The following is a 17,918-nucleotide window of genomic DNA, read 5'->3' as shown; positions in this document are numbered from 1 at the left end:
GCTTGAGGGCCTGAACGGTGTTTACTGTCCGGGATTCAGGCTCGATGCACTTTGCCCCACTGCCAGCCCTGCGCGAATCGCAGCCAGTGCGGCCTGGTAATAGGCTTTGCCTTGCGGCGACTCGGCGAACGTCGAGAACTCTTCAAGCTCCGGGTCGGACAGGTCGCGGTAAACATACAGCAGCGTGTTGTTCAGGTCGGCGCTGATCTGTGCCATCAGGCGTTCGCGCTGGCCTTCGAGCATGCCCTGCGCCTGACCGCCGCCCAACAGGCCGGGGATCATCTGGCTCAGGCTGTCTGCCGCAACGCCTGCAATGGCAAGGCTGACTTCGGCACCGGCCTGTTTGGCGGGCAGCGCCTGGGCCAGATGACCGATCAGCAACTGGCGCGTTGCATCCGCTTGTATGTGCGGGATGCCCTGGGCGTGCTTGGCCAGTTGATCGGCGCGGGTCGCGGTCAGCTCGGCATTGACGATCTTGCGACCCAGCGGTGACTGGAAAAACTGCAGCGATGGTGTGGGGTCATTGAGGCTTTCACGCAGGCGTTTTGAAGCGCGCTGGTCCATTGCCTGCGGTGCGAAACGCTGATTGCTGTTGGCCACCAGCGCCTGAAAAACTGCTGGCGGCAGGTTATTGCTGTAACGCTGCTGGGCCGCTTTGAGAGCATCGTTGAAATGCGCGCGCTGTTCCGGCCAGCCTGCAGCTTTGTACAACTGATCGTAGTTGTCTGCCCAGACAGGCGAGGTGCAGAACATCAACAGCAAAACAAACAAACGACGCATTGGGGACTCCTGTCGGCAGGCCGCTATTCTCCGGGTGTTAGCGTGGATTTGTCGAGTTATGAGTGCCGTTTGCGAATGAAATCTCGCGCCATTGATACCGCGTGTATACGCCTCTGTCGAATTTCAGGGCTTATGGATACTATGCACGTCATGCGCATACCCTCTGACCACCCACTGCTGCTGAGAATCGTCGACGACCTGGCCGCCAATGGCTGGTCGCAGCAGAATATTTTCCTGCCGGAAGCTCTGACCCTCGAGCTTGCGCAAGAGTGCCGCAAACGTGCAGCCGAAGGCGAGCTTGAGCCTGCCGCTGTTGGCAAAGGGCCGGCACAGGAAATTCGCGAAGGCATTCGTGGTGATCGTATTCAGTGGCTCGAGCCTGGGCAGGTGGAGTGTTGCGACAGCTACCTGGAACTGATGGACAGCTTGCGCCAGGCGCTCAATCGCGGTCTGTTTCTGGGGCTGCAAGATTACGAAAGCCACTTTGCCCTGTACCCGCCAGGTGCCCGCTACCTGCGGCATGTGGATCGCTTTCGTGACGATGACAAGCGCATGGTGTCGGTGGTGCTCTACCTCAATAATGCCTGGCTGCCGGAGCATGGCGGTCAGTTGCGCATGTACCTCAAGGACGATCTGGCTTATGACGTCCAGCCTGCAGGCGGTTGCCTGGTGGTGTTTCTCTCGGGTGACATTCCCCACGAAGTCATGCCCGCCACCCGTGACCGGCTTTCATTGACCGGCTGGTTCAGGCGTCGAGGCAATGAGCTGTTCCAGTAATGCCGTTATGCCTCATGAAAACTGTTTCATGAATGTGGTGAGCCATTGAGCCCGGCAGCGGTCTATCGTGAGCACACCTGAACCGACGGATTGTCGTGGGCAGGGTCGGACTTACGTCAACTGTAACTGGAGCAATCATGAAATCCTTATTTTCTGGAACGGTGGTAGCAGGTCTGTTGCTGAGTGCGTCCATGCTGGTCAGCGCTGCAGAAATGCCGCAGACCGCATCGCCTGAAGGTGCCGAGGTGTACATCATTTCGCCCAATGATGGCGAAACGGTGACCTCGCCGTTCAAGGTGCAATTCGGCCTCAAAGGCATGGGCGTCGCGCCAGCCGGTGTGGACGTGCCCGAGACCGGTCACCACCACCTGCTGATCGATGTGAAAGACCAGCCCGCCGCAAATATGCCGTTGCCGGTCAGCGACAACATCCGCCACTTCGGCAAAGGCCAGACCGAAACCGAACTCAACCTGCCGCCAGGCCAGCACACTCTGCAATTGCTGATGGGCGACAAAGGCCACATGCCGCTGAACCCTTCGGTCGAGTCGAAGAAGGTCACGATCAATGTGAAGTAGGTAGTTGATTTCACCTGAGAGGGTGTGACGCACAGCGTCACGAACGGCAGTCCCGATAATTTCAATTATCGTGCGACGCTCCGCGTCGGCATGCCGTTCCGGACGCTCTGCGTCCGATCTTGAGGGGCGAGTACCCATGCAGTGCATGGGCACTCTGGTCAGAACGCTCGGATCAGAACAACACGCGGCTGCGGATGGTGCCTTTGATGTGTTGCAGCTTGGCCTGTGCCAGGTCCGAGTACTCGGCGTCAACGTCGATCACCACGTAGCCGACTTTCTCGTTGGTCTGCAAGAACTGACCGGAGATGTTGATGCCGTTTTCGGCGAAGACCTTGTTGATCTCGCTGAGTACGCCCGGGATGTTTTCGTGGATGTGCAGCAGGCGGTGTTTGCCTGGGTGCGCAGGCAGCGCCACTTCCGGGAAGTTGACCGAGGACACCGACGTACCGTTGTCGCTGTACTTGACCAGCTTTTCTGCCACTTCCAGACCAATGTTGGCCTGCGCCTCGGCAGTGGAACCACCGATGTGCGGGGTCAGGATCACGTTGTCCAGGCCACGCAGCGGGCTTTCAAAGATGTCGTCGTTCGAGCGTGGCTCGACCGGGAACACGTCAATGGCGGCTCCGATCAGGTGTTTGTCCTTGATCGCGTCAGCCAGGGCATCCAGTTCGACGACTGTGCCGCGCGCGGCGTTGATCAGGATGCTGCCCTTTTTCATCGCGCGGATTTCTTTCTCGCCGATCATCCACTGGGTTTCGGTGGTTTCCGGAACGTGCAGCGTGACGATGTCGGACATGCCCAGCAGCTCGTTCAGGCTGGAAACCTGAGTGGCGTTGCCCAGTGGCAACTTGGTCAGCGTGTCGTAGAAATACACCTGCATGCCCAGGCCTTCAGCCAGCACTGACAATTGCGTGCCGATCGAGCCGTAGCCGACGATGCCGAGCTTCTTGCCACGGATCTCGAAGGAGTTGGCCGCGCTCTTGATCCAGCCGCCACGGTGGCAGGACGCGTTCTTTTCCGGGATGCCGCGCAACAGCAGAATCGCCTCGGCCAGCACCAGTTCGGCAACCGAACGGGTATTGGAGTAAGGCGCGTTGAACACCGCAATACCGCGTTCGCGCGCTGCGTTGAGGTCAACCTGATTGGTGCCGATGCAGAAGCAGCCCACTGCGACCAGTTTCTTGGCGCTATCGAACAGCTCTTCGGTCAGTTGGGTGCGGGAGCGGATACCGATAAAGTGAGCGTCGGCGATCTTTTCCTTCAGTTCGGCTTCCGGCAGAGACTTGGTGTGGTACTCGATGCTGGTGTAGCCGGCTGCCTTGAGGACGTCGACAGCGGATTGATGGACGCCTTCGAGAAGAAGGAACTTGATCTTGCTCTTGTCGAGGGAAGTCTTGCTCATCTGCGTAAACCTGTGTCCCGAAGAAAATTGGCAGGGGTGCCCGGATCGGCTCTGGGCACGACTCGCGGGGGGCGTATGCTAGCATATGAGCCCCGCGAAACCTCATTCCAGAACGTGAACCGTTCTCAGGATGCCCATGAATTGTCCGAGAGTTGAGTCGATGACCCATCCCGCTTTGATTGATGAGCTGCAAGCCCTGGCTGACCCCGGCAAGGTGCTGACTGATGCCGGTTCTCTGGAGACCTACGGCAAGGACTGGACCAGGCAGTTCACCCCCGCGCCGCTGGCTATCGTGTTTCCCAAGACCACCGAGCAGGTTCAGGCCATTGTGCGCTGGGCCAATGAGCGTCTGGTCGCGCTGGTGCCGTCTGGCGGGCGCACCGGGTTGTCTGCGGCAGCGGTGGCGGCCAACGGTGAAGTGGTGGTGTCATTCGATTACATGAACCAGGTGCTGGAACTGAATCTCACCGACCGTACGGCAGTTTGCCAGCCGGGCGTGATCACCCGGCAGTTGCAGGCGCTGGCCGAAGACAACGGCCTTTATTACCCGGTCGACTTTGCCTCGTCGGGCTCCAGCCAGATCGGCGGCAATATCGGCACCAATGCGGGCGGGATCAAGGTCATTCGCTACGGTATGACCCGCAACTGGGTGGCTGGCCTCAAAGTGGTCACCGGCAAGGGCGACCTGCTTGAACTGAACAAGGACCTGATCAAGAACGCCACCGGTTACGACCTGCGGCAGTTGTTCATCGGTGCCGAAGGCACGCTGGGGTTCGTGGTCGAAGCCACCATGCGCCTCGACCGCGCGCCGAAAAACCTCACTGCGATGGTGTTGGGTACCACCGATTTCAACTCGATCATGCCTGTGTTGCATGCCTTCCACGGCAAGCTCGACCTGACAGCCTTCGAATTCTTCTCCGACAAGTCTTTCGCCCGGGTCATGGCGCGCGGCGATGTGCCGTCACCCTTTGATACGCCTTGCCCGTTCTATGTGCTGCTGGAATTTGAAGCGACCACCGAAGACCTTGCCGATCAGGCGCTGGCGACCTTTGAGCATTGCGTCGAGCAGGGCTGGGTGCTGGACGGGGTCATGAGCCAAAGCGAGCAGCAGCTGCGCAACCTGTGGAAGCTGCGCGAATACATCTCCGAGACCATCTCGCACTTCACCCCGTACAAGAACGACATCTCGGTCTCGGTCTCGAAAGTGCCGGAATTTCTCGCTGAAATCGACGCCATCGTTGCCGAGTACTACCCGGACTTCGAAGTGCTCTGGTACGGCCATATCGGCGACGGCAACCTGCACCTGAACATCCTCAAGCCTGAAAACCTCGACAAGGACGAGTTCTTCGTCAAATGTGCGCGGGTCAACAAATGGGTGTTCGAGACCGTAGAAAAGTACAACGGCTCGATTTCTGCCGAGCATGGCGTCGGGATGACCAAACGCGATTACCTGACGTACAGTCGCTCGCCGGTGGAAATCGAGTACATGAAGGCGTTGAAAGCGGTCTTCGACCCCAACGGCATCATGAACCCCGGAAAGATATTCGCCGTTTGATCCCTGCCGTACCGTGTACCGCCACGCTAAAACAGCCACGCCACACTTATCAGACTGAGGAGACGTCATGAGCTACCAGCACAAATATGTCGATGGAACGAGCATTCACTTCCCGCTGGGCAAAGTGGTCTGCATCGGCCGCAACTATGCCGAGCACGCCAAGGAATTGGGCAACCCGGTGCCCACCGAGCCGCTGCTGTTCATGAAGCCTGGCAGTGCGGTAGTTGCACTGGAAGGCGGTTTCACCATCCCGGCCGATCGTGGCTCGGTGCATTACGAAGCCGAGATTGTGGTGTTGATCGGCAAGCCCCTGAGCAAGAATCCGTCCCGCGAAGAAGTGCTCGACGCGATCAGCGGCTTTGCACCCGGCCTGGACCTGACCCTGCGTGACGTGCAGTCCCGTCTGCGCGAGAAAGGCCTGCCGTGGGAACTGGCCAAGTGCTTCGACGGCGCTGCGGTGATCCCTCCATTCGTCCCGGCTGGCACCTTCACGGACCTGACAGACATCGGCATTCGTCTGACCATCAACGGCAAAGTGGTGCAGGACGGCAACAGCAGCCTGATGCTCAACCCCATCGTGCCGATGATTCAGCACATGGCGGCCAACTTCTCGTTGCAGGCCGGTGACCTGATCATGACCGGTACGCCTGCTGGCGTGGGGCCGTTTGAAGCCGGTGACGAAATCGTTCTGGAACTGACCGGTCAAACGCCATTCACCAGCGTCGTTCGCTGACAGCGCAGCCGTTTCATGCAGTAGCCAAAGCCACGCGGGATCATTCCCGGGTGGCTTTTGTTTGTGGGGTAGTTGATAGTTCAGTCGATTTTGCGTTTTTTTCACACCCGCTCTGGATAATCCTGCCGGCCCTTCACGGGCACCCGTGTCGTCATGAAGTCTCACCTGCTCAGGAACACTTGAATGGCCCTTCCTGCCTCAACGCCGCCTCGCGCTAAAAAACGCTTCGCCTGGATACGCACCCTGCGTTGGTATTGGTGGCTGCTGCTGTTCATCTTGCTGGGCTATGGCCTGTCTCACATCATGCATTGGGATGATCGCGGGCTGCTTTGGCTCAAGGAAAGGTTCGAGAGCAACGAAGAGCGCAGCGCAAGTATCTGGTTGCCGGACTATCATGTAGAGATCGATGCCAAAGCGTTGCCAGGCATGGAAAAAGACGAGGCTTCGGACCTTTCTTATAACCCGATCAGCAAAACGCTGTTCGCGGTCATGGGCAAGAATGCGTTTCTGGTGGAATTGACGCTCAAGGGCGACGTGCTGCGCAAGATTCCGCTGGTCGGCTGGAGCAATCCGGAAGGCGTGGCCGTCATGAATGACGGGCTTATTGCTATCACCGACGAACGTCAACATCAGCTGACTATTGTCAAGGTGACAGCCGATACCACCACCCTGAACATTGCAGACTTCCCTCACTACGAGCTGGGCACGTCGGCCAACAAGAACAAGGGTTTCGAGGGCGTCGCCTGGGACCCGCGTCGTCAGCAACTGCTGCTGGGCGAAGAGCGTCCGCCAGCGTTGTACACCTGGAAGAGCGACGGCAGCAACGTGCTCAAGGGCGACAAGCAGAGCCTTTTGAGTCGCGCTCTGGACATGCGCAACCTGTCGTCACTGAGCATCGATCCGCGCACCGGCCACATGCTGGCGCTTTCAGCAGATTCGCACATGCTGCTGGAAGTGGACGAGCAGGGTAATCAGGTCAGCTTCATGACCCTGCTGGGTGGCATGAATGGCTTGAAAGATACGATTCCTCGCGCAGAAGGTGTTGCGCTGGATGAGGCCGGGACGCTGTACATGGTCAGCGAGCCGAACCTGTTCTATTCGTTTCGCAAGCAGTAAGCCAGGACGGCAACCACATAACTGGTAATCAAATAGCACTACGCCATTAAGCTTGCTTTCAGAATGGCGTGGTATCAATGCCGCCCGCTCAACTTGCCCGAGTCACCTCAATGCGCCGCTCTACCCGCTCTTTACTCCTGCTCATTGCCCTTGTTCCGTTGGCCGGGCTGTTCATGCTCGCCAATGAGCGATACCGCTATGTGGAACGCGTGCTGTTCGACTGGCAAGTGTTCTGGCAATCCGACTCGCTTGAGGCCATTGGCCTTGATCAGTATCGCGCTGTGACAGAAGGTCAGGTCATCAACGGGCTTGAGGACGATGTCTCGGGCCTGAGCTTCGACCCGGACCGCAAAAGCCTGTTCACCGTGACCAACCAGAACCCCGAGCTTGTCGAGCTGAGCCTGGACGGTCGCGTGCTGCGGCGTATTGCGCTGGTGGGTTTTGGTGATGCCGAAGCGGTCGAATACATCAGCCCCGGCGTTTACGTGATCAGTGACGAGCGTCAGTTACGGCTGATTCAGATTCACGTCGATGACAGCACAAAAAGCCTGAACGCCGCCGATGCCGAGCAGCTGACGCTGGGGCTGACGGCCAGCGGCAACAAGGGCTACGAAGGGCTGGCCTATGATTCGCGTGGCAAGCGCCTGTTTGTCGCCCGCGAGCGCGATCCGGTGCAGATCATCGAGGTGCGTGGCTTTCCCCGAGTCAATGCCGATGCGCCGGGCAATCTTCAGGTCATCACCGACGGCAAGCGCGACGGCAAGCTTTCCGTGCGTGATCTTTCCAGCCTGCAATTCGATGAAGTGAGCGGTCACCTGCTGGCGCTGTCCGATGAGTCGAAACGGATTCTGGAACTCGACACCACGGGGCGGCCGATTGGCAGTGGCTCGCTGAAAGAAGGCGATATGGGGTTGAGCAAGAGCGTGCCACAGGCCGAAGGCATGGCCATGGACGACGAAGGGACGTTGTATCTGGTGAGCGAGCCGAACCTGTTCTACGTGTTCCGCAAGCCTTGAGTCGTTGAGGCGCATGCCCACTTTGCGTGGGCATGGCCGGGTGCATCAGCGTGTTAGGGTCTTCACGCCTTCGGCGGTGCCCAGCAGCAGCAGGTCAGCCGGGCGAGCGGCGAACAGGCCGTTGGTGACCACGCCGACGATGGCGTTGATGCTCGCTTCCAGCTCTACCGGGTTGGTGATGCTCATATTGTGCACGTCGATGATGATATTGCCGTTGTCGGTCAGCACGCCTTCACGGTAGACCGGGTCGCCGCCCAGCTTCACCAGTTGCCGCGCAACGTGGCTGCGCGCCATCGGCACAACTTCAACCGGCAGCGGGAATGCGCCCAGCACTGGCACCAGCTTGCTGCCGTCGGCGATGCAGATGAAGGTCTTGGCCACTGCCGCGACGATCTTCTCGCGAGTCAGCGCTGCACCGCCGCCCTTGATCAGGTTCAGATGCTCGTCGCTTTCATCGGCGCCATCGACGTAGAACTCCAGGTCGCTGACGGTGTTCAGCTCATAGACCGGAATACCGTGGCCCTTGAGGCGTGCAGCGGTGGCTTCGGAGCTGGCGACTGCGCCGTCGAACGCACCCTTGTGTTTGGCCAGTGCATCAATGAAGCAGTTGGCTGTGGAACCGGTGCCGACGCCCACAATGCTCTTGTCGTCGAGCTTTGGAAGGATGAAATCGACAGCGGCTTGGGCGACTGCCTGTTTGAGTTGATCCTGGGTCATGCGGACTCCACGGTGCCTGATGTAGGTAAATGAGAGGTTTCTGGAAAAGGCGGGACGCAAAAAGGCCCGCATTATAGCGGCGACTGCACCGTAAAGCCTTGTCATTCGTATGGTCGTCTTTCGGCACGCAGGGTAGACTTCCCGACCTTGCCCGCTTCGTCAGTGATGCCGCCCCCGATGCTTGAACAATACGTCAAGAAAATCCTCACCTCGCGCGTCTACGACGTAGCGGTCGAAACCCCGCTGCACGGCGCTCGTCAGCTGTCCGAGCGGCTGGGCAATCAGGTGCTGCTCAAGCGCGAAGATTTGCAGCCGGTGTTCTCCTTCAAGATTCGCGGCGCGTACAACAAGCTCGCCCAATTGACCGCAGAAGAGGCCGCACGCGGCGTGGTCACGGCCTCGGCGGGCAATCACGCCCAGGGCCTGGCGCTGGCGGCGAAAGAGCTGGGCATTCTGGCCACCATCGTCATGCCGCGCACCACCCCGGAAATCAAGGTCGAAGGGGTGCGTTCCCGCGGTGCCACGGTGGTGTTGCACGGCGATTCCTTCCCTGAAGCGCTGGCCTATTCGCTGAAACTGGTCGAGCAACAAGGCTTCGTCTACATCCATCCGTATGACGACCCCGACACCATTGCCGGGCAAGGCACCGTGGCGATGGAAATCCTCCGTCAGCAGCCGGGGAAGCTGGACGCGATCTTTGTGCCGGTCGGTGGCGGCGGCTTGATTGCAGGGATTGCAGCGTACGTGAAATACCTGCGGCCTGAGATCAAGGTCATCGGCGTCGAGCCCGACGACTCCAACTGTCTGCAAGCGGCGATGGCGGCGGGCGAGCGCGTGGTGTTGAGCCAGGTCGGGCTGTTTGCCGACGGCGTGGCGGTGGCGCAGATCGGTTATCACACCTTTGAAGTGTGCCGTCATTACGTCGATGAAGTGATCACCGTCAGCACCGACGAGATCTGCGCGGCGATCAAGGACATCTACGACGACACCCGCTCGATCACCGAGCCTGCGGGTGCGCTGGGTGTTGCAGGCATCAAGAAGTACGTCGAGCAGCGCGGCGTGACCGGCCAGACGCTGGTGGCCATCGACTCCGGCGCCAACGTCAACTTTGACCGCCTGCGCCACGTGGCCGAGCGTGCCGAACTGGGCGAAGGCCGCGAGGCGATCATTGCCGTGACCATTCCCGAGCAGCCGGGCAGTTTCAAGGCGTTCTGCGAAGCCATCGGCAAGCGCCAGATCACTGAATTCAACTACCGCTACCACACCGACCGTGAAGCCCATATCTTCGTCGGCGTGCAGACTCACCCGGAGAACGACCCACGCAGCGCGCTGGTCGCCAGTCTCACCGGGCAGGGTTTTCCGGTGCTGGACCTGACCGACAACGAACTGGCCAAACTGCACATCCGCCACATGGTTGGCGGGCATGCCGAGCGGGTCAACGATGAGGTGGTGCTGCGTTTCGAGTTCCCGGAGAGGCCGGGCGCGCTGTTCAACTTCCTCAACCGGCTGGGCGGGCGCTGGACCATCTCGATGTTCCACTACCGCAACCACGGGGCAGCGGATGGCCGGGTGGTGGCGGGTCTGGTGGTGCCCGAGGAAGAGCGGCACTTGGTGGGCGCGGCGCTGGACGAGATTGGTTATCGGTATTGGGACGAGAGCGAGAACCCGGCGTATCGGCTGTTTTTGGGCTGAGGGGAGATTTCTCGTTCCTCACGCTCCGCGTCACAAGAGGACGCAGAGCGTCCAGACCGGCATACCCACGCGGAGCATGGGCACGATAGCTCTTAAGGCGCGACCCTTGTGCCCACACTGCTAAACTCACTCAAGCCCGATTCCAGAGGAACACCGCGTAATGGAACCCATCACCGCCCTCAACACCCTGCACATCACCGCCCTCACGCTTCTGTTGATCAGCGCCCTGGTGTTGGCCAGCGGGGTGATCAAGGTTCGTCTTGAAGGTGACGCGACCATCCAGAATCGCCTGCTCATGCGGCCGCTGCTGTTTTTCTGGGTGCTGATGGCCGTGTGTCTGGCGACGCTGCCGTTCAGCGGCTGGTGGCTGGTGCACCTGAAAGGGTTGTCTTTGGGCCAGACCTGGGTGCTGGGCAGCAGCGTGCTTTACACGGTCGGGTTGTGCAGTTGGGGCTGGCTGGTGCTCAGGCTCAATCGGTTGCGCCTTGGTGTTACCAAAAGCAAACGAGGCTTTACCCTGGCGCTGACCGTGATCAGCGTCGTGTGCTTTGTGGCAATGGCCGGTCTGATGGGCTTCAAGCCGGCCTGAACGCTTTCGCGGATCAACTGCGCAGGGTAATCACCGGCCAGCCGCGCTGCTCGGCTTCTGCACGCAGTCTGGCGTCCGGGTCTACCGCGACCGGGTTGGCGACCTGCTCCAGCAGCGGCAGGTCATTCATCGAGTCGCTGTAGAAATAGCTGTCTTCAAGGCTGAACGCATTGTCTTCCAGCCACTGATTGAGACGTGTCACCTTACCCTCACGGAAGCATGGAACGCCCGTCGTGCGGCCGGTGTAGCGCCCGTCAACCATCTCGCACTCGGTCGCCAGCAGCGTTTCAATCCCCAGGCGCGCCACGATCGGTGCCGTCACAAAGCGATTGGTCGCAGTAATCACCACCAGTTTGTCGCCGGCCTCGCGGTGTTTGGCGATCAGCTCCAGCGCCTTGGGCAGCATGATCGGCTCGATGCAGTCGCGCATGAACTCGCGGTGCCACTCCTGCAGTTGCGCCATGTCAGTGTTGCCCAGAATCTCCAGCGTAAAATTCAGGTAGTCGGTCATGTTCAGCGTACCGGCCAGGTAATCCTGATAAAACTCGTCGTTGCGGCTTTTGTACGTGGCGGCATCGAGGATGCCACGCTGGTACAGGTAATCGCCCCAGGCGTGATCGCTGTCGCCGCCCAGAAGCGTGTTGTCGAGGTCGAATAAAGCCAGGCGCATAGGGTTACTCGCTGAAATAGTTGAAAAAAGAGCCCCAGAATACGAGGTTTTCACAAGTCTTCACATAAGGTGCTAAGCCTCGTTGCTGGTTTGATCGCCTTTGTGGAACAATGCGGCGACATGCGTTTGCGAGGTTGTTGCCGTGATCGACCCCGATGGTTTCCGTCCTAATGTCGGGATTATTCTGACAAACGATGCTGGTCAGGTCCTATGGGCTCGACGTATTAACCAGGATGCCTGGCAGTTTCCCCAGGGTGGAATCAACCCGCAGGAGACGCCTGAAGACGCGCTTTATCGTGAATTGAACGAAGAAGTCGGGCTTGAACGGCATGATGTGCAAATACTTGCCTGCACTCGGGGCTGGTTGCGTTATCGTCTGCCGCAACGATTGGTCCGTACGCACAGCCAGCCGCTGTGTATCGGCCAGAAGCAAAAATGGTTTCTCCTGCGCCTGATCTCCAACGAGCAGCGGGTGCGGATGGATTTGACCGGCAAACCGGAGTTCGATGGCTGGCGCTGGGTCAGTTATTGGTATCCGTTGGGCCAGGTGGTGACATTCAAGCGCGAGGTGTATCGACGCGCACTCAAAGAGCTTGCCCCGCGCCTGTTATCGCGCGACTGACACGGAGTTCGACCCCGAGCCATGCTCAATACGCTGCGCAAGATCGTCCAGGAAGTTAACTCCGCCAAGGATCTCAAGGCGGCGTTGGGCATTATTGTGTTGCGCGTCAAGGAGGCCATGGGCAGCCAGGTCTGCTCGGTCTACCTGCTCGATGCCGAAGTGAACCGTTTTGTGCTGATGGCCTCCGAAGGCCTCAACAAGCGTTCCATCGGCAAAGTCAGCATGGCGCCGAACGAAGGCCTTGTTGGTCTGGTCGGTACGCGCGAAGAACCTCTAAACCTCGAAAACGCCGCTGATCACCCCCGTTATCGCTACTTCGCCGAGACCGGTGAAGAGCGTTATGCCTCGTTCCTGGGGGCGCCGATCATCCACCATCGTCGTGTGGTTGGCGTATTGGTGATCCAGCAAAAGGAGCGCCGTCAGTTCGACGAGGGCGAGGAAGCCTTCCTTGTCACCATGAGTGCGCAACTGGCGGGCGTTATCGCGCATGCCGAAGCCACCGGCTCGATTCGCGGTCTGGGTCGCCAGGGCAAGGGCATTCAGGAAGCCAAGTTTGTCGGTGTGGCCGGCTCGCCGGGTGCCGCAGTCGGTGTCGCAGTGGTCATGCTGCCGCCTGCCGATCTGGAAGTTGTCCCGGACAAGACCGTCACGGATATCGCTGCCGAGCTGACGCTGTTCCAGAATGCACTGGAAGGTGTGCGCAACGACATGCGCACCCTGTCCGCCAAGCTCGCCACGCAACTGCGCCCCGAAGAGCGCGCGCTGTTCGATGTCTACCTGATGATGCTCGACGATGCTTCGCTGGGCAGCGAGGTGACCAATGTCATCAAGACCGGCGAATGGGCACAAGGTGCCTTGCGCTCGGTGGTCAGCGAGCACGTCAAACGCTTTGAGCTGATGGACGATGCTTACCTGCGTGAGCGGGCCTCGGACGTCAAGGACCTGGGCCGCCGCCTGCTGGCGTACCTGCAGGAAGAGCGGCAACAGGCACTGGTTTACCCCGATAACACGATTCTGGTCAGTGAAGAGCTGACCCCGGCCATGCTTGGCGAAGTGCCGGAAGGCAAGCTGGTCGGTCTGGTGTCGGTGCAAGGTTCCGGCAACTCCCACGTCGCGATTCTGGCGCGGGCGATGGGTATTCCCACGGTCATGGGCCTGGTGGATTTCCCGTACTCCAAGGTCGATGGCATCGATCTTGTGGTCGACGGCTATCACGGCGAAGTCTTCACCAACCCCAGCGAAATCATGCGTAAGCAGTTCGGCAAGGTGGTGGAGGAGGAGCGTCAGCTCTCTCAGGGCCTGGATGCCCTGCGCGAATTGCCGTGCGTGACCCTCGACGGGCATCGCATGCCGCTGTGGGTCAACACCGGTCTGCTAGCCGACGTCGCTCGCGCCCAGCAGCGTGGCGCCGAAGGGGTTGGCCTGTATCGCACCGAAGTGCCGTTCATGATCAACCAGCGTTTCCCGAGTGAAAAGGAACAGCTGGCGATCTACCGCGAGCAACTGGCGGCCTTCCATCCGCTGCCGGTGACCATGCGCAGCCTGGACATCGGCGGCGACAAGTCGCTGTCCTACTTCCCGATCAAGGAAGACAACCCGTTTCTCGGCTGGCGCGGTATTCGCGTCACCCTCGACCACCCGGAAATCTTTCTGGTTCAGACCCGCGCCATGCTCAAGGCCAGCGAAGGCCTGAACAACCTGCGCATTCTGTTGCCGATGATTTCCAGCACCCATGAAGTGGAAGAGGCGCTGCACCTGATCCACCGGGCCTGGGGCGAAGTGCGCGACGAAGGCACCGATGTGCCGATGCCGCCTGTCGGCGTGATGATCGAAGTACCCGCTGCGGTTTACCAGACTCGTGACCTGGCGCGGCAGGTGGACTTCCTCTCGGTGGGCTCCAACGACCTGACCCAATACCTGCTGGCGGTCGACCGCAACAACCCGCGTGTGGCCGATCTCTACGATTACCTGCACCCGGCGGTGCTTCAGGCGCTGCAAAGCGTGGTGCGTGATGCCCACGCCGAGGGCAAGCCGGTGAGCATCTGCGGCGAAATGGCCGGCGACCCGGCAGCCGCCGTGCTGCTCATGGCGATGGGCTTCGACAGCCTGTCGATGAACGCCACCAACCTGCCGAAAGTGAAGTGGATGCTGCGCCAGATCAACCTCAGCAAGGCCAAGGAGTTGCTGGCGCAACTGATGACCAACGACAACCCGCAAGTCATCAGCAGCTCCCTGCAACTGGCACTGAAAAACCTCGGTCTGTCGCGGATGATCAACCCGGGCTCGGTCAAAGGGCACTAGCTGCGCTTGCAGGACCGGACGCAGAGCGTCCAGAAAGGCGCTACCACGCGGAGCGTGGGAGCGATGACCATTGTTCAGCAAATCTTCATTGGCTGTACCGACCTGTTTGTGAACAATGCGGATCGCCGCCCCCGGTCACTCTCACCCACGCGCCGCCTGTTTCAATACCGGACGCAGAGCGTCCAGAACGGCATGCCGACGCAGAGCGTCGCACGATAGTTGAAAGTCAGACACATCAGGCGGATCTTTTTTCACTTCGTTCAGCCAGCTTCCATCGGTCGCCGCTAGAGCATCCTGCCGGGCTCCGGTAACATGCGCGCCTGATTCAGTCGCTCGCAAGGGCGTTCCAATTGAGGAGTCGCAATGCTGCCTTACCCGCAGATTGACCCGGTAGCCGTCGCTATCGGCCCGCTGCAAATTCACTGGTACGGTTTGATGTACCTGGTCGGCATCGGTGGCGCCTGGCTGCTCGCGTCGCGTCGTCTGAATAAGTTCGACCCGACCTGGACCAAGGAAAAACTCTCCGATCTGATTTTCTGGCTGGCCATGGGCGTGATCGTCGGTGGGCGGTTGGGCTATGTGCTGTTCTACGACCTGTCTGCCTACATCGCCAATCCTCTGTTGATATTCGAGGTCTGGAAGGGCGGCATGGCGTTCCACGGCGGCTTTGTCGGGGTCATGATCGCGGCCTGGTGGTTCGGCAAGCGTAACGGCAAAAGCTTCTTCCAGTTGATGGATTTTGTCGCCCCATTGGTGCCAATCGGCCTGGGTGCCGGGCGGATCGGCAACTTTATCAATGCCGAACTGTGGGGCAAGCCGACCGACGTGCCGTGGGCAATGGTCTTCCCGCCATTCAGCGACCCTGCACAGTTGGCGCGCCACCCGTCGCAGCTGTATCAGTTCGCACTGGAAGGCGTGGCACTGTTCATCATTCTCAATCTGTACGCCCGCAAGCCGCGCCCGACTATGGCCGTTTCCGGCATGTTCGCGCTGTTCTACGGCATCTTCCGCTTTGTGGTCGAATTCGTCCGCGTTCCTGATGCCCAGCTGGGCTATCTGGCATGGGGCTGGGTCACCATGGGTCAGATCCTCAGCCTGCCGATGATCATCGCTGGTCTGTTCCTGATCTGGCTGGCCTACAAGCGCGACCCGGCTGCCAGCAAGGCAGCGGTTTAACACCGAACCGCCGGGTCACGATGCCCGGCGCGTTCAACAACGCAGGTGATTTATGAAGCAATATCTGGAACTGGTCGCCCACGTGATCAAGCACGGCACCTTGCAAGCCAACCGTACCGGCGTGAACACCATCAGCTTTCCGGGTGCCATGCTGCGTTACGACTTGCAGGAAGGTTTTCCGGCGATCACCACACGGCGCATGGCGTTCAAATCGGCTATTGGCGAGATGGTCGGTTTCTTGCGTGGCGTGAGCAATGCCGCCGAATTCCGCGAACTGGGCTGCAAGGTCTGGGACCAGAACGCCAACGAAAACGCCCAGTGGCTGAACAATCCGTTCCGCAAGGGCGAAGACGATCTGGGCGAGATCTACGGCGTGCAATGGCGCAAATGGCCAGCGTACAAGCGCATCGACACGGGCAACGTCGCCGCCATCGAACTGGCACTCGGTCAGGGTTATCGCCAGATTGCCGAATCGGAAGAAGACGGCCAGTCGTTCGTGGTGCTGTACAAGGCCATCGACCAGATTCGCCAGTGCATCGACACCATCATCAATGACCCAGGCAGCCGCCGCATCCTGTTCCACGGCTGGAACTGCGCCCAGCTCGATGAAATGGCCCTGCCGCCATGCCATCTGCTGTACCAGCTGCACCCCAACCCGCAGACCCGCGAAATCTCCCTGACCCTGTACATCCGCTCCAACGACCTGGGCCTCGGCACGCCGTTCAACCTGACCGAAGGCGCCGCGCTGCTGAGCCTCATCGGCCGCCTGACCGGCTACACGCCGCGCTGGTTCACCTACTTCATCGGCGATGCCCATGTGTACGAGAACCACCTGGACATGCTCAACGAGCAAATGACCCGCGAGCCGTACCCGATGCCAAAACTGGTGATCTCCGACCGCGTGCCGGAGTTTGCCAAGACCGGCGTTTATCAGCCTGAATGGCTGGAGCTGATCGAGCCGTCGGACTTTTCGCTGGAAGGCTATCAGCATCACCCGGCGATGACTGCGCCGATGGCGGTCTGAGCCCGTAAGAGAGCGAATCTAGCGCTGTGCTATAGTTTCAGCGCACCCCCCCTGACCCTGTTCAATGGAATCGACTATGTTTTTCAATCGGATTGGACATCGTAGTGATACGAAGAAGGCTGAAGACGCGGCCCTCATGCAGGCAATCAAGAGCATCGACACTCTTGTGGTAAGGGGTGGTCGCATGTCCATGGACGCCAAAGAAATCGAAGATTTGGTTCGCTCCTCCCGCGACAAGGCTAAAAAACTGGTCACTGCGCAAAACGAATCCTGATAAATGGCTTTTTTACTTCTGTTGCCACTACTCGTCAGCGGTTTTTTGGTGTGCCTGAAGGATCCCACGATGCCTTGTCAGGTTTACTGACCTTTGTGATGCCAGCCCTATGGGCTTTTCTTACTGTCCGACCGATTATCCAAGCGATACACCGCTCAGGCCTATTGGTTTTCGGCAGGAAAATATCGTCTCGATCAGCGTATTCAGCGAGGAAGTACGCGAAGCGTTCAAGCGCGTTGATTCTGAGCGGGCGGGTGAAGAGGCTGCGAAAGAGAAAGCTGCCAAAGATCAGCTCGTAAAGGCGATCACTGAGCTTGTGGCGGTGGTGCAGGCTGCGCAGCGTTAAACGAGAGGTGTCAAACCCACCTCAATGCCCATGACTCCTGCCCACATGCGAGGGCTCACCCTCGGGCGCCGCAACAGCGCCTGTCACTTCCAGCCTCTCCAGTATCGCGCAGTGGTCCGCCACGCCATCGCTGCAGCGGCGGCGCAGGTCGAGCAGTTGCTCCTGGAGCGCTTGCAGGCTCGCGACGCGGGCGTTGACGTGTTCGATGTGCTCGTCGATCAGCGCATTGACGCTTTCGCACTGGTCCTGCGGGCTGTCGCGCAGGTTGAGCAGGTTGCGAATCTCTTCGAGGGTCATGTCCAGGCTGCGGCAATTGCGGATGAACGACAGGCGTTCCATGTGCGCCTGGGTGTACAGCCGGTAGTTGCCATCACTGCGGGCGGGGGCGGGCAGCAGGCCTTCGCGCTCGTAATAACGGATGGTTTCGACCTGGGTATCGGTCAGTTTTGCCAGTTCGCCGATTTTCATGTGGGCTCATCTCGATTGAGTGCTTGACCCTATAGTGGCTACAGGGTGTTCACTTGGCAACAAGCAGAATCCTGGAGCACAACGA

18 protein-coding genes and 1 pseudogene are annotated in these 17,918 nt (G+C 59.6%); 14 read left to right on the top strand and 5 right to left on the bottom strand.

Going from position 1 to position 17,918, the window contains the following annotated elements; genetic code table 11:
- Positions 1 to 21: 21 nt before the first annotated feature.
- Positions 22 to 780: a DUF2059 domain-containing protein gene (locus PSPTO_RS27370; RefSeq protein WP_005767063.1), complete on the bottom strand. Its 759-nt coding sequence runs from the start codon at positions 778 to 780 to the stop codon at positions 22 to 24.
- Positions 781 to 921: 141 nt separating this feature from the next.
- Here PSPTO_RS27370 and PSPTO_RS27365 point away from each other — a divergent pair, with 141 nt between their 5' ends.
- Complete coding sequence (locus PSPTO_RS27365) at positions 922 to 1,557, top strand: 2OG-Fe(II) oxygenase (protein ID WP_024666025.1); 636 nt, start codon at positions 922 to 924, stop codon at positions 1,555 to 1,557.
- A 137-nt stretch (positions 1,558 to 1,694) separates the two neighbouring features.
- Positions 1,695 to 2,132 carry a DUF4399 domain-containing protein gene (locus tag PSPTO_RS27360; RefSeq protein WP_005767059.1) on the top strand — a complete coding sequence of 146 codons (438 nt, stop codon included), beginning with the start codon at positions 1,695 to 1,697 and terminating at the stop codon, positions 2,130 to 2,132.
- A 172-nt stretch (positions 2,133 to 2,304) separates the two neighbouring features.
- Here PSPTO_RS27360 and serA read toward each other — a convergent pair whose 3' ends face one another.
- A complete protein-coding gene (serA, locus tag PSPTO_RS27355; protein ID WP_003382085.1) occupies positions 2,305 to 3,534 on the bottom strand; it encodes a phosphoglycerate dehydrogenase in 1,230 nt (409 codons plus the stop codon).
- A gap of 160 nt (positions 3,535 to 3,694) precedes the next feature.
- Here serA and PSPTO_RS27350 point away from each other — a divergent pair, with 160 nt between their 5' ends.
- From PSPTO_RS27350 to PSPTO_RS27335, 4 genes are all read left to right on the top strand, one after another.
- On the top strand, positions 3,695 to 5,089 hold the full coding sequence (locus tag PSPTO_RS27350) for an FAD-binding oxidoreductase (protein ID WP_011105412.1): 1,395 nt from the start codon (positions 3,695 to 3,697) through the stop codon (positions 5,087 to 5,089).
- Positions 5,090 to 5,156: 67 nt separating this feature from the next.
- Positions 5,157 to 5,822: a fumarylacetoacetate hydrolase family protein gene (locus PSPTO_RS27345; RefSeq protein WP_003382082.1), complete on the top strand. Its 666-nt coding sequence runs from the start codon at positions 5,157 to 5,159 to the stop codon at positions 5,820 to 5,822.
- A gap of 183 nt (positions 5,823 to 6,005) precedes the next feature.
- A complete protein-coding gene (locus PSPTO_RS27340) occupies positions 6,006 to 6,938 on the top strand; it encodes an SdiA-regulated domain-containing protein (protein WP_011105411.1) in 933 nt (310 codons plus the stop codon).
- Between the two features lie 110 nt (positions 6,939 to 7,048).
- Entirely contained in the window at positions 7,049 to 7,954 is a 906-nt protein-coding gene (locus PSPTO_RS27335) for an SdiA-regulated domain-containing protein (RefSeq protein ID WP_005767052.1), read from the top strand.
- Positions 7,955 to 7,999: 45 nt separating this feature from the next.
- On the opposite strand, the gene rpiA is transcribed toward PSPTO_RS27335, so the two are convergent.
- Entirely contained in the window at positions 8,000 to 8,671 is a 672-nt protein-coding gene (rpiA, locus tag PSPTO_RS27330) for a ribose-5-phosphate isomerase RpiA (protein WP_007247432.1), read from the bottom strand.
- Positions 8,672 to 8,848: 177 nt separating this feature from the next.
- On the opposite strand from rpiA, the gene ilvA reads away from it, so the two are divergent.
- Both ilvA and PSPTO_RS27320 read left to right on the top strand, forming a co-directional pair.
- Positions 8,849 to 10,363: a threonine ammonia-lyase, biosynthetic gene (gene ilvA / locus PSPTO_RS27325; protein ID WP_010208255.1), complete on the top strand. Its 1,515-nt coding sequence runs from the start codon at positions 8,849 to 8,851 to the stop codon at positions 10,361 to 10,363.
- Positions 10,364 to 10,523: 160 nt separating this feature from the next.
- Positions 10,524 to 10,952 (top strand): DUF2269 family protein, encoded by a 429-nt coding sequence (locus PSPTO_RS27320; RefSeq protein ID WP_011105408.1) that lies wholly within the window; start codon positions 10,524 to 10,526, stop codon positions 10,950 to 10,952.
- A 13-nt stretch (positions 10,953 to 10,965) separates the two neighbouring features.
- Here PSPTO_RS27320 and PSPTO_RS27315 read toward each other — a convergent pair whose 3' ends face one another.
- Positions 10,966 to 11,622 (bottom strand): HAD family hydrolase, encoded by a 657-nt coding sequence (locus tag PSPTO_RS27315; RefSeq protein ID WP_011105407.1) that lies wholly within the window; start codon positions 11,620 to 11,622, stop codon positions 10,966 to 10,968.
- Between the two features lie 142 nt (positions 11,623 to 11,764).
- Between PSPTO_RS27315 and PSPTO_RS27310 the strand changes: the two genes are divergently transcribed.
- The 6 genes and pseudogenes from PSPTO_RS27310 to PSPTO_RS27285 form a co-directional block, all read left to right on the top strand.
- Complete coding sequence (locus PSPTO_RS27310; protein ID WP_002555745.1) at positions 11,765 to 12,244, top strand: RNA pyrophosphohydrolase; 480 nt, start codon at positions 11,765 to 11,767, stop codon at positions 12,242 to 12,244.
- A 21-nt stretch (positions 12,245 to 12,265) separates the two neighbouring features.
- Complete coding sequence (ptsP, locus tag PSPTO_RS27305) at positions 12,266 to 14,545, top strand: phosphoenolpyruvate--protein phosphotransferase (protein WP_003382074.1); 2,280 nt, start codon at positions 12,266 to 12,268, stop codon at positions 14,543 to 14,545.
- A gap of 363 nt (positions 14,546 to 14,908) precedes the next feature.
- Positions 14,909 to 15,721: a prolipoprotein diacylglyceryl transferase gene (gene lgt / locus PSPTO_RS27300; protein ID WP_003382072.1), complete on the top strand. Its 813-nt coding sequence runs from the start codon at positions 14,909 to 14,911 to the stop codon at positions 15,719 to 15,721.
- Between the two features lie 52 nt (positions 15,722 to 15,773).
- Positions 15,774 to 16,745, top strand: coding sequence for a thymidylate synthase (locus PSPTO_RS27295; RefSeq protein WP_011105406.1), 972 nt, complete (start codon positions 15,774 to 15,776; stop codon positions 16,743 to 16,745).
- Between the two features lie 76 nt (positions 16,746 to 16,821).
- Positions 16,822 to 17,019, top strand: a complete 198-nt coding sequence (locus tag PSPTO_RS27290) for a hypothetical protein (RefSeq protein ID WP_010203904.1) — start codon at positions 16,822 to 16,824, stop codon at positions 17,017 to 17,019.
- A 130-nt stretch (positions 17,020 to 17,149) separates the two neighbouring features.
- Positions 17,150 to 17,365, top strand: a pseudogene (locus tag PSPTO_RS27285) (hypothetical protein); the annotation flags it as partial.
- A gap of 21 nt (positions 17,366 to 17,386) precedes the next feature.
- Here the strand turns inward: PSPTO_RS27285 and cadR are convergent.
- Complete coding sequence (cadR, locus tag PSPTO_RS27280) at positions 17,387 to 17,833, bottom strand: Cd(II)/Pb(II)-responsive transcriptional regulator (RefSeq protein WP_005768479.1); 447 nt, start codon at positions 17,831 to 17,833, stop codon at positions 17,387 to 17,389.
- Positions 17,834 to 17,918: the final 85 nt, after the last annotated feature.

The sequence above is a fragment of the Pseudomonas syringae pv. tomato str. DC3000 genome (genome assembly GCF_000007805.1).
Lineage (GTDB): Bacteria > Pseudomonadota > Gammaproteobacteria > Pseudomonadales > Pseudomonadaceae > Aquipseudomonas > Aquipseudomonas avellanae.
The sequence above is the reverse complement of the archived record's forward strand: the minus strand, read 5'-3'. Positions and strand labels throughout refer to the sequence as shown.

What these genes read in the sequence shown, in the direction of transcription:
- PSPTO_RS27340 (WP_011105411.1), top strand. Translation starts at nt 6,006, where the DNA reads ATGGCCCTTCCTGCCTCAACGCCGCCTCGCGCTAAAAAACGCTTCGCC.
- rpiA (WP_007247432.1), bottom strand. Translation starts at nt 8,671, where the DNA reads ATGACCCAGGATCAACTCAAACAGGCAGTCGCCCAAGCCGCTGTCGAT.
- PSPTO_RS27320 (WP_011105408.1), top strand. Translation starts at nt 10,524, where the DNA reads ATGGAACCCATCACCGCCCTCAACACCCTGCACATCACCGCCCTCACG.
- PSPTO_RS27315 (WP_011105407.1), bottom strand. Translation starts at nt 11,622, where the DNA reads ATGCGCCTGGCTTTATTCGACCTCGACAACACGCTTCTGGGCGGCGAC.
- PSPTO_RS27290 (WP_010203904.1), top strand. Translation starts at nt 16,822, where the DNA reads ATGTTTTTCAATCGGATTGGACATCGTAGTGATACGAAGAAGGCTGAA.
- PSPTO_RS27335 (WP_005767052.1), top strand. Translation starts at nt 7,049, where the DNA reads ATGCGCCGCTCTACCCGCTCTTTACTCCTGCTCATTGCCCTTGTTCCG.
- PSPTO_RS27365 (WP_024666025.1), top strand. Translation starts at nt 922, where the DNA reads ATGCACGTCATGCGCATACCCTCTGACCACCCACTGCTGCTGAGAATC.
- PSPTO_RS27350 (WP_011105412.1), top strand. Translation starts at nt 3,695, where the DNA reads ATGACCCATCCCGCTTTGATTGATGAGCTGCAAGCCCTGGCTGACCCC.
- serA (WP_003382085.1), bottom strand. Translation starts at nt 3,534, where the DNA reads ATGAGCAAGACTTCCCTCGACAAGAGCAAGATCAAGTTCCTTCTTCTC.
- PSPTO_RS27360 (WP_005767059.1), top strand. Translation starts at nt 1,695, where the DNA reads ATGAAATCCTTATTTTCTGGAACGGTGGTAGCAGGTCTGTTGCTGAGT.
- cadR (WP_005768479.1), bottom strand. Translation starts at nt 17,833, where the DNA reads ATGAAAATCGGCGAACTGGCAAAACTGACCGATACCCAGGTCGAAACC.
- ilvA (WP_010208255.1), top strand. Translation starts at nt 8,849, where the DNA reads ATGCTTGAACAATACGTCAAGAAAATCCTCACCTCGCGCGTCTACGAC.
- lgt (WP_003382072.1), top strand. Translation starts at nt 14,909, where the DNA reads ATGCTGCCTTACCCGCAGATTGACCCGGTAGCCGTCGCTATCGGCCCG.
- ptsP (WP_003382074.1), top strand. Translation starts at nt 12,266, where the DNA reads ATGCTCAATACGCTGCGCAAGATCGTCCAGGAAGTTAACTCCGCCAAG.
- PSPTO_RS27295 (WP_011105406.1), top strand. Translation starts at nt 15,774, where the DNA reads ATGAAGCAATATCTGGAACTGGTCGCCCACGTGATCAAGCACGGCACC.
- PSPTO_RS27345 (WP_003382082.1), top strand. Translation starts at nt 5,157, where the DNA reads ATGAGCTACCAGCACAAATATGTCGATGGAACGAGCATTCACTTCCCG.
- PSPTO_RS27370 (WP_005767063.1), bottom strand. Translation starts at nt 780, where the DNA reads ATGCGTCGTTTGTTTGTTTTGCTGTTGATGTTCTGCACCTCGCCTGTC.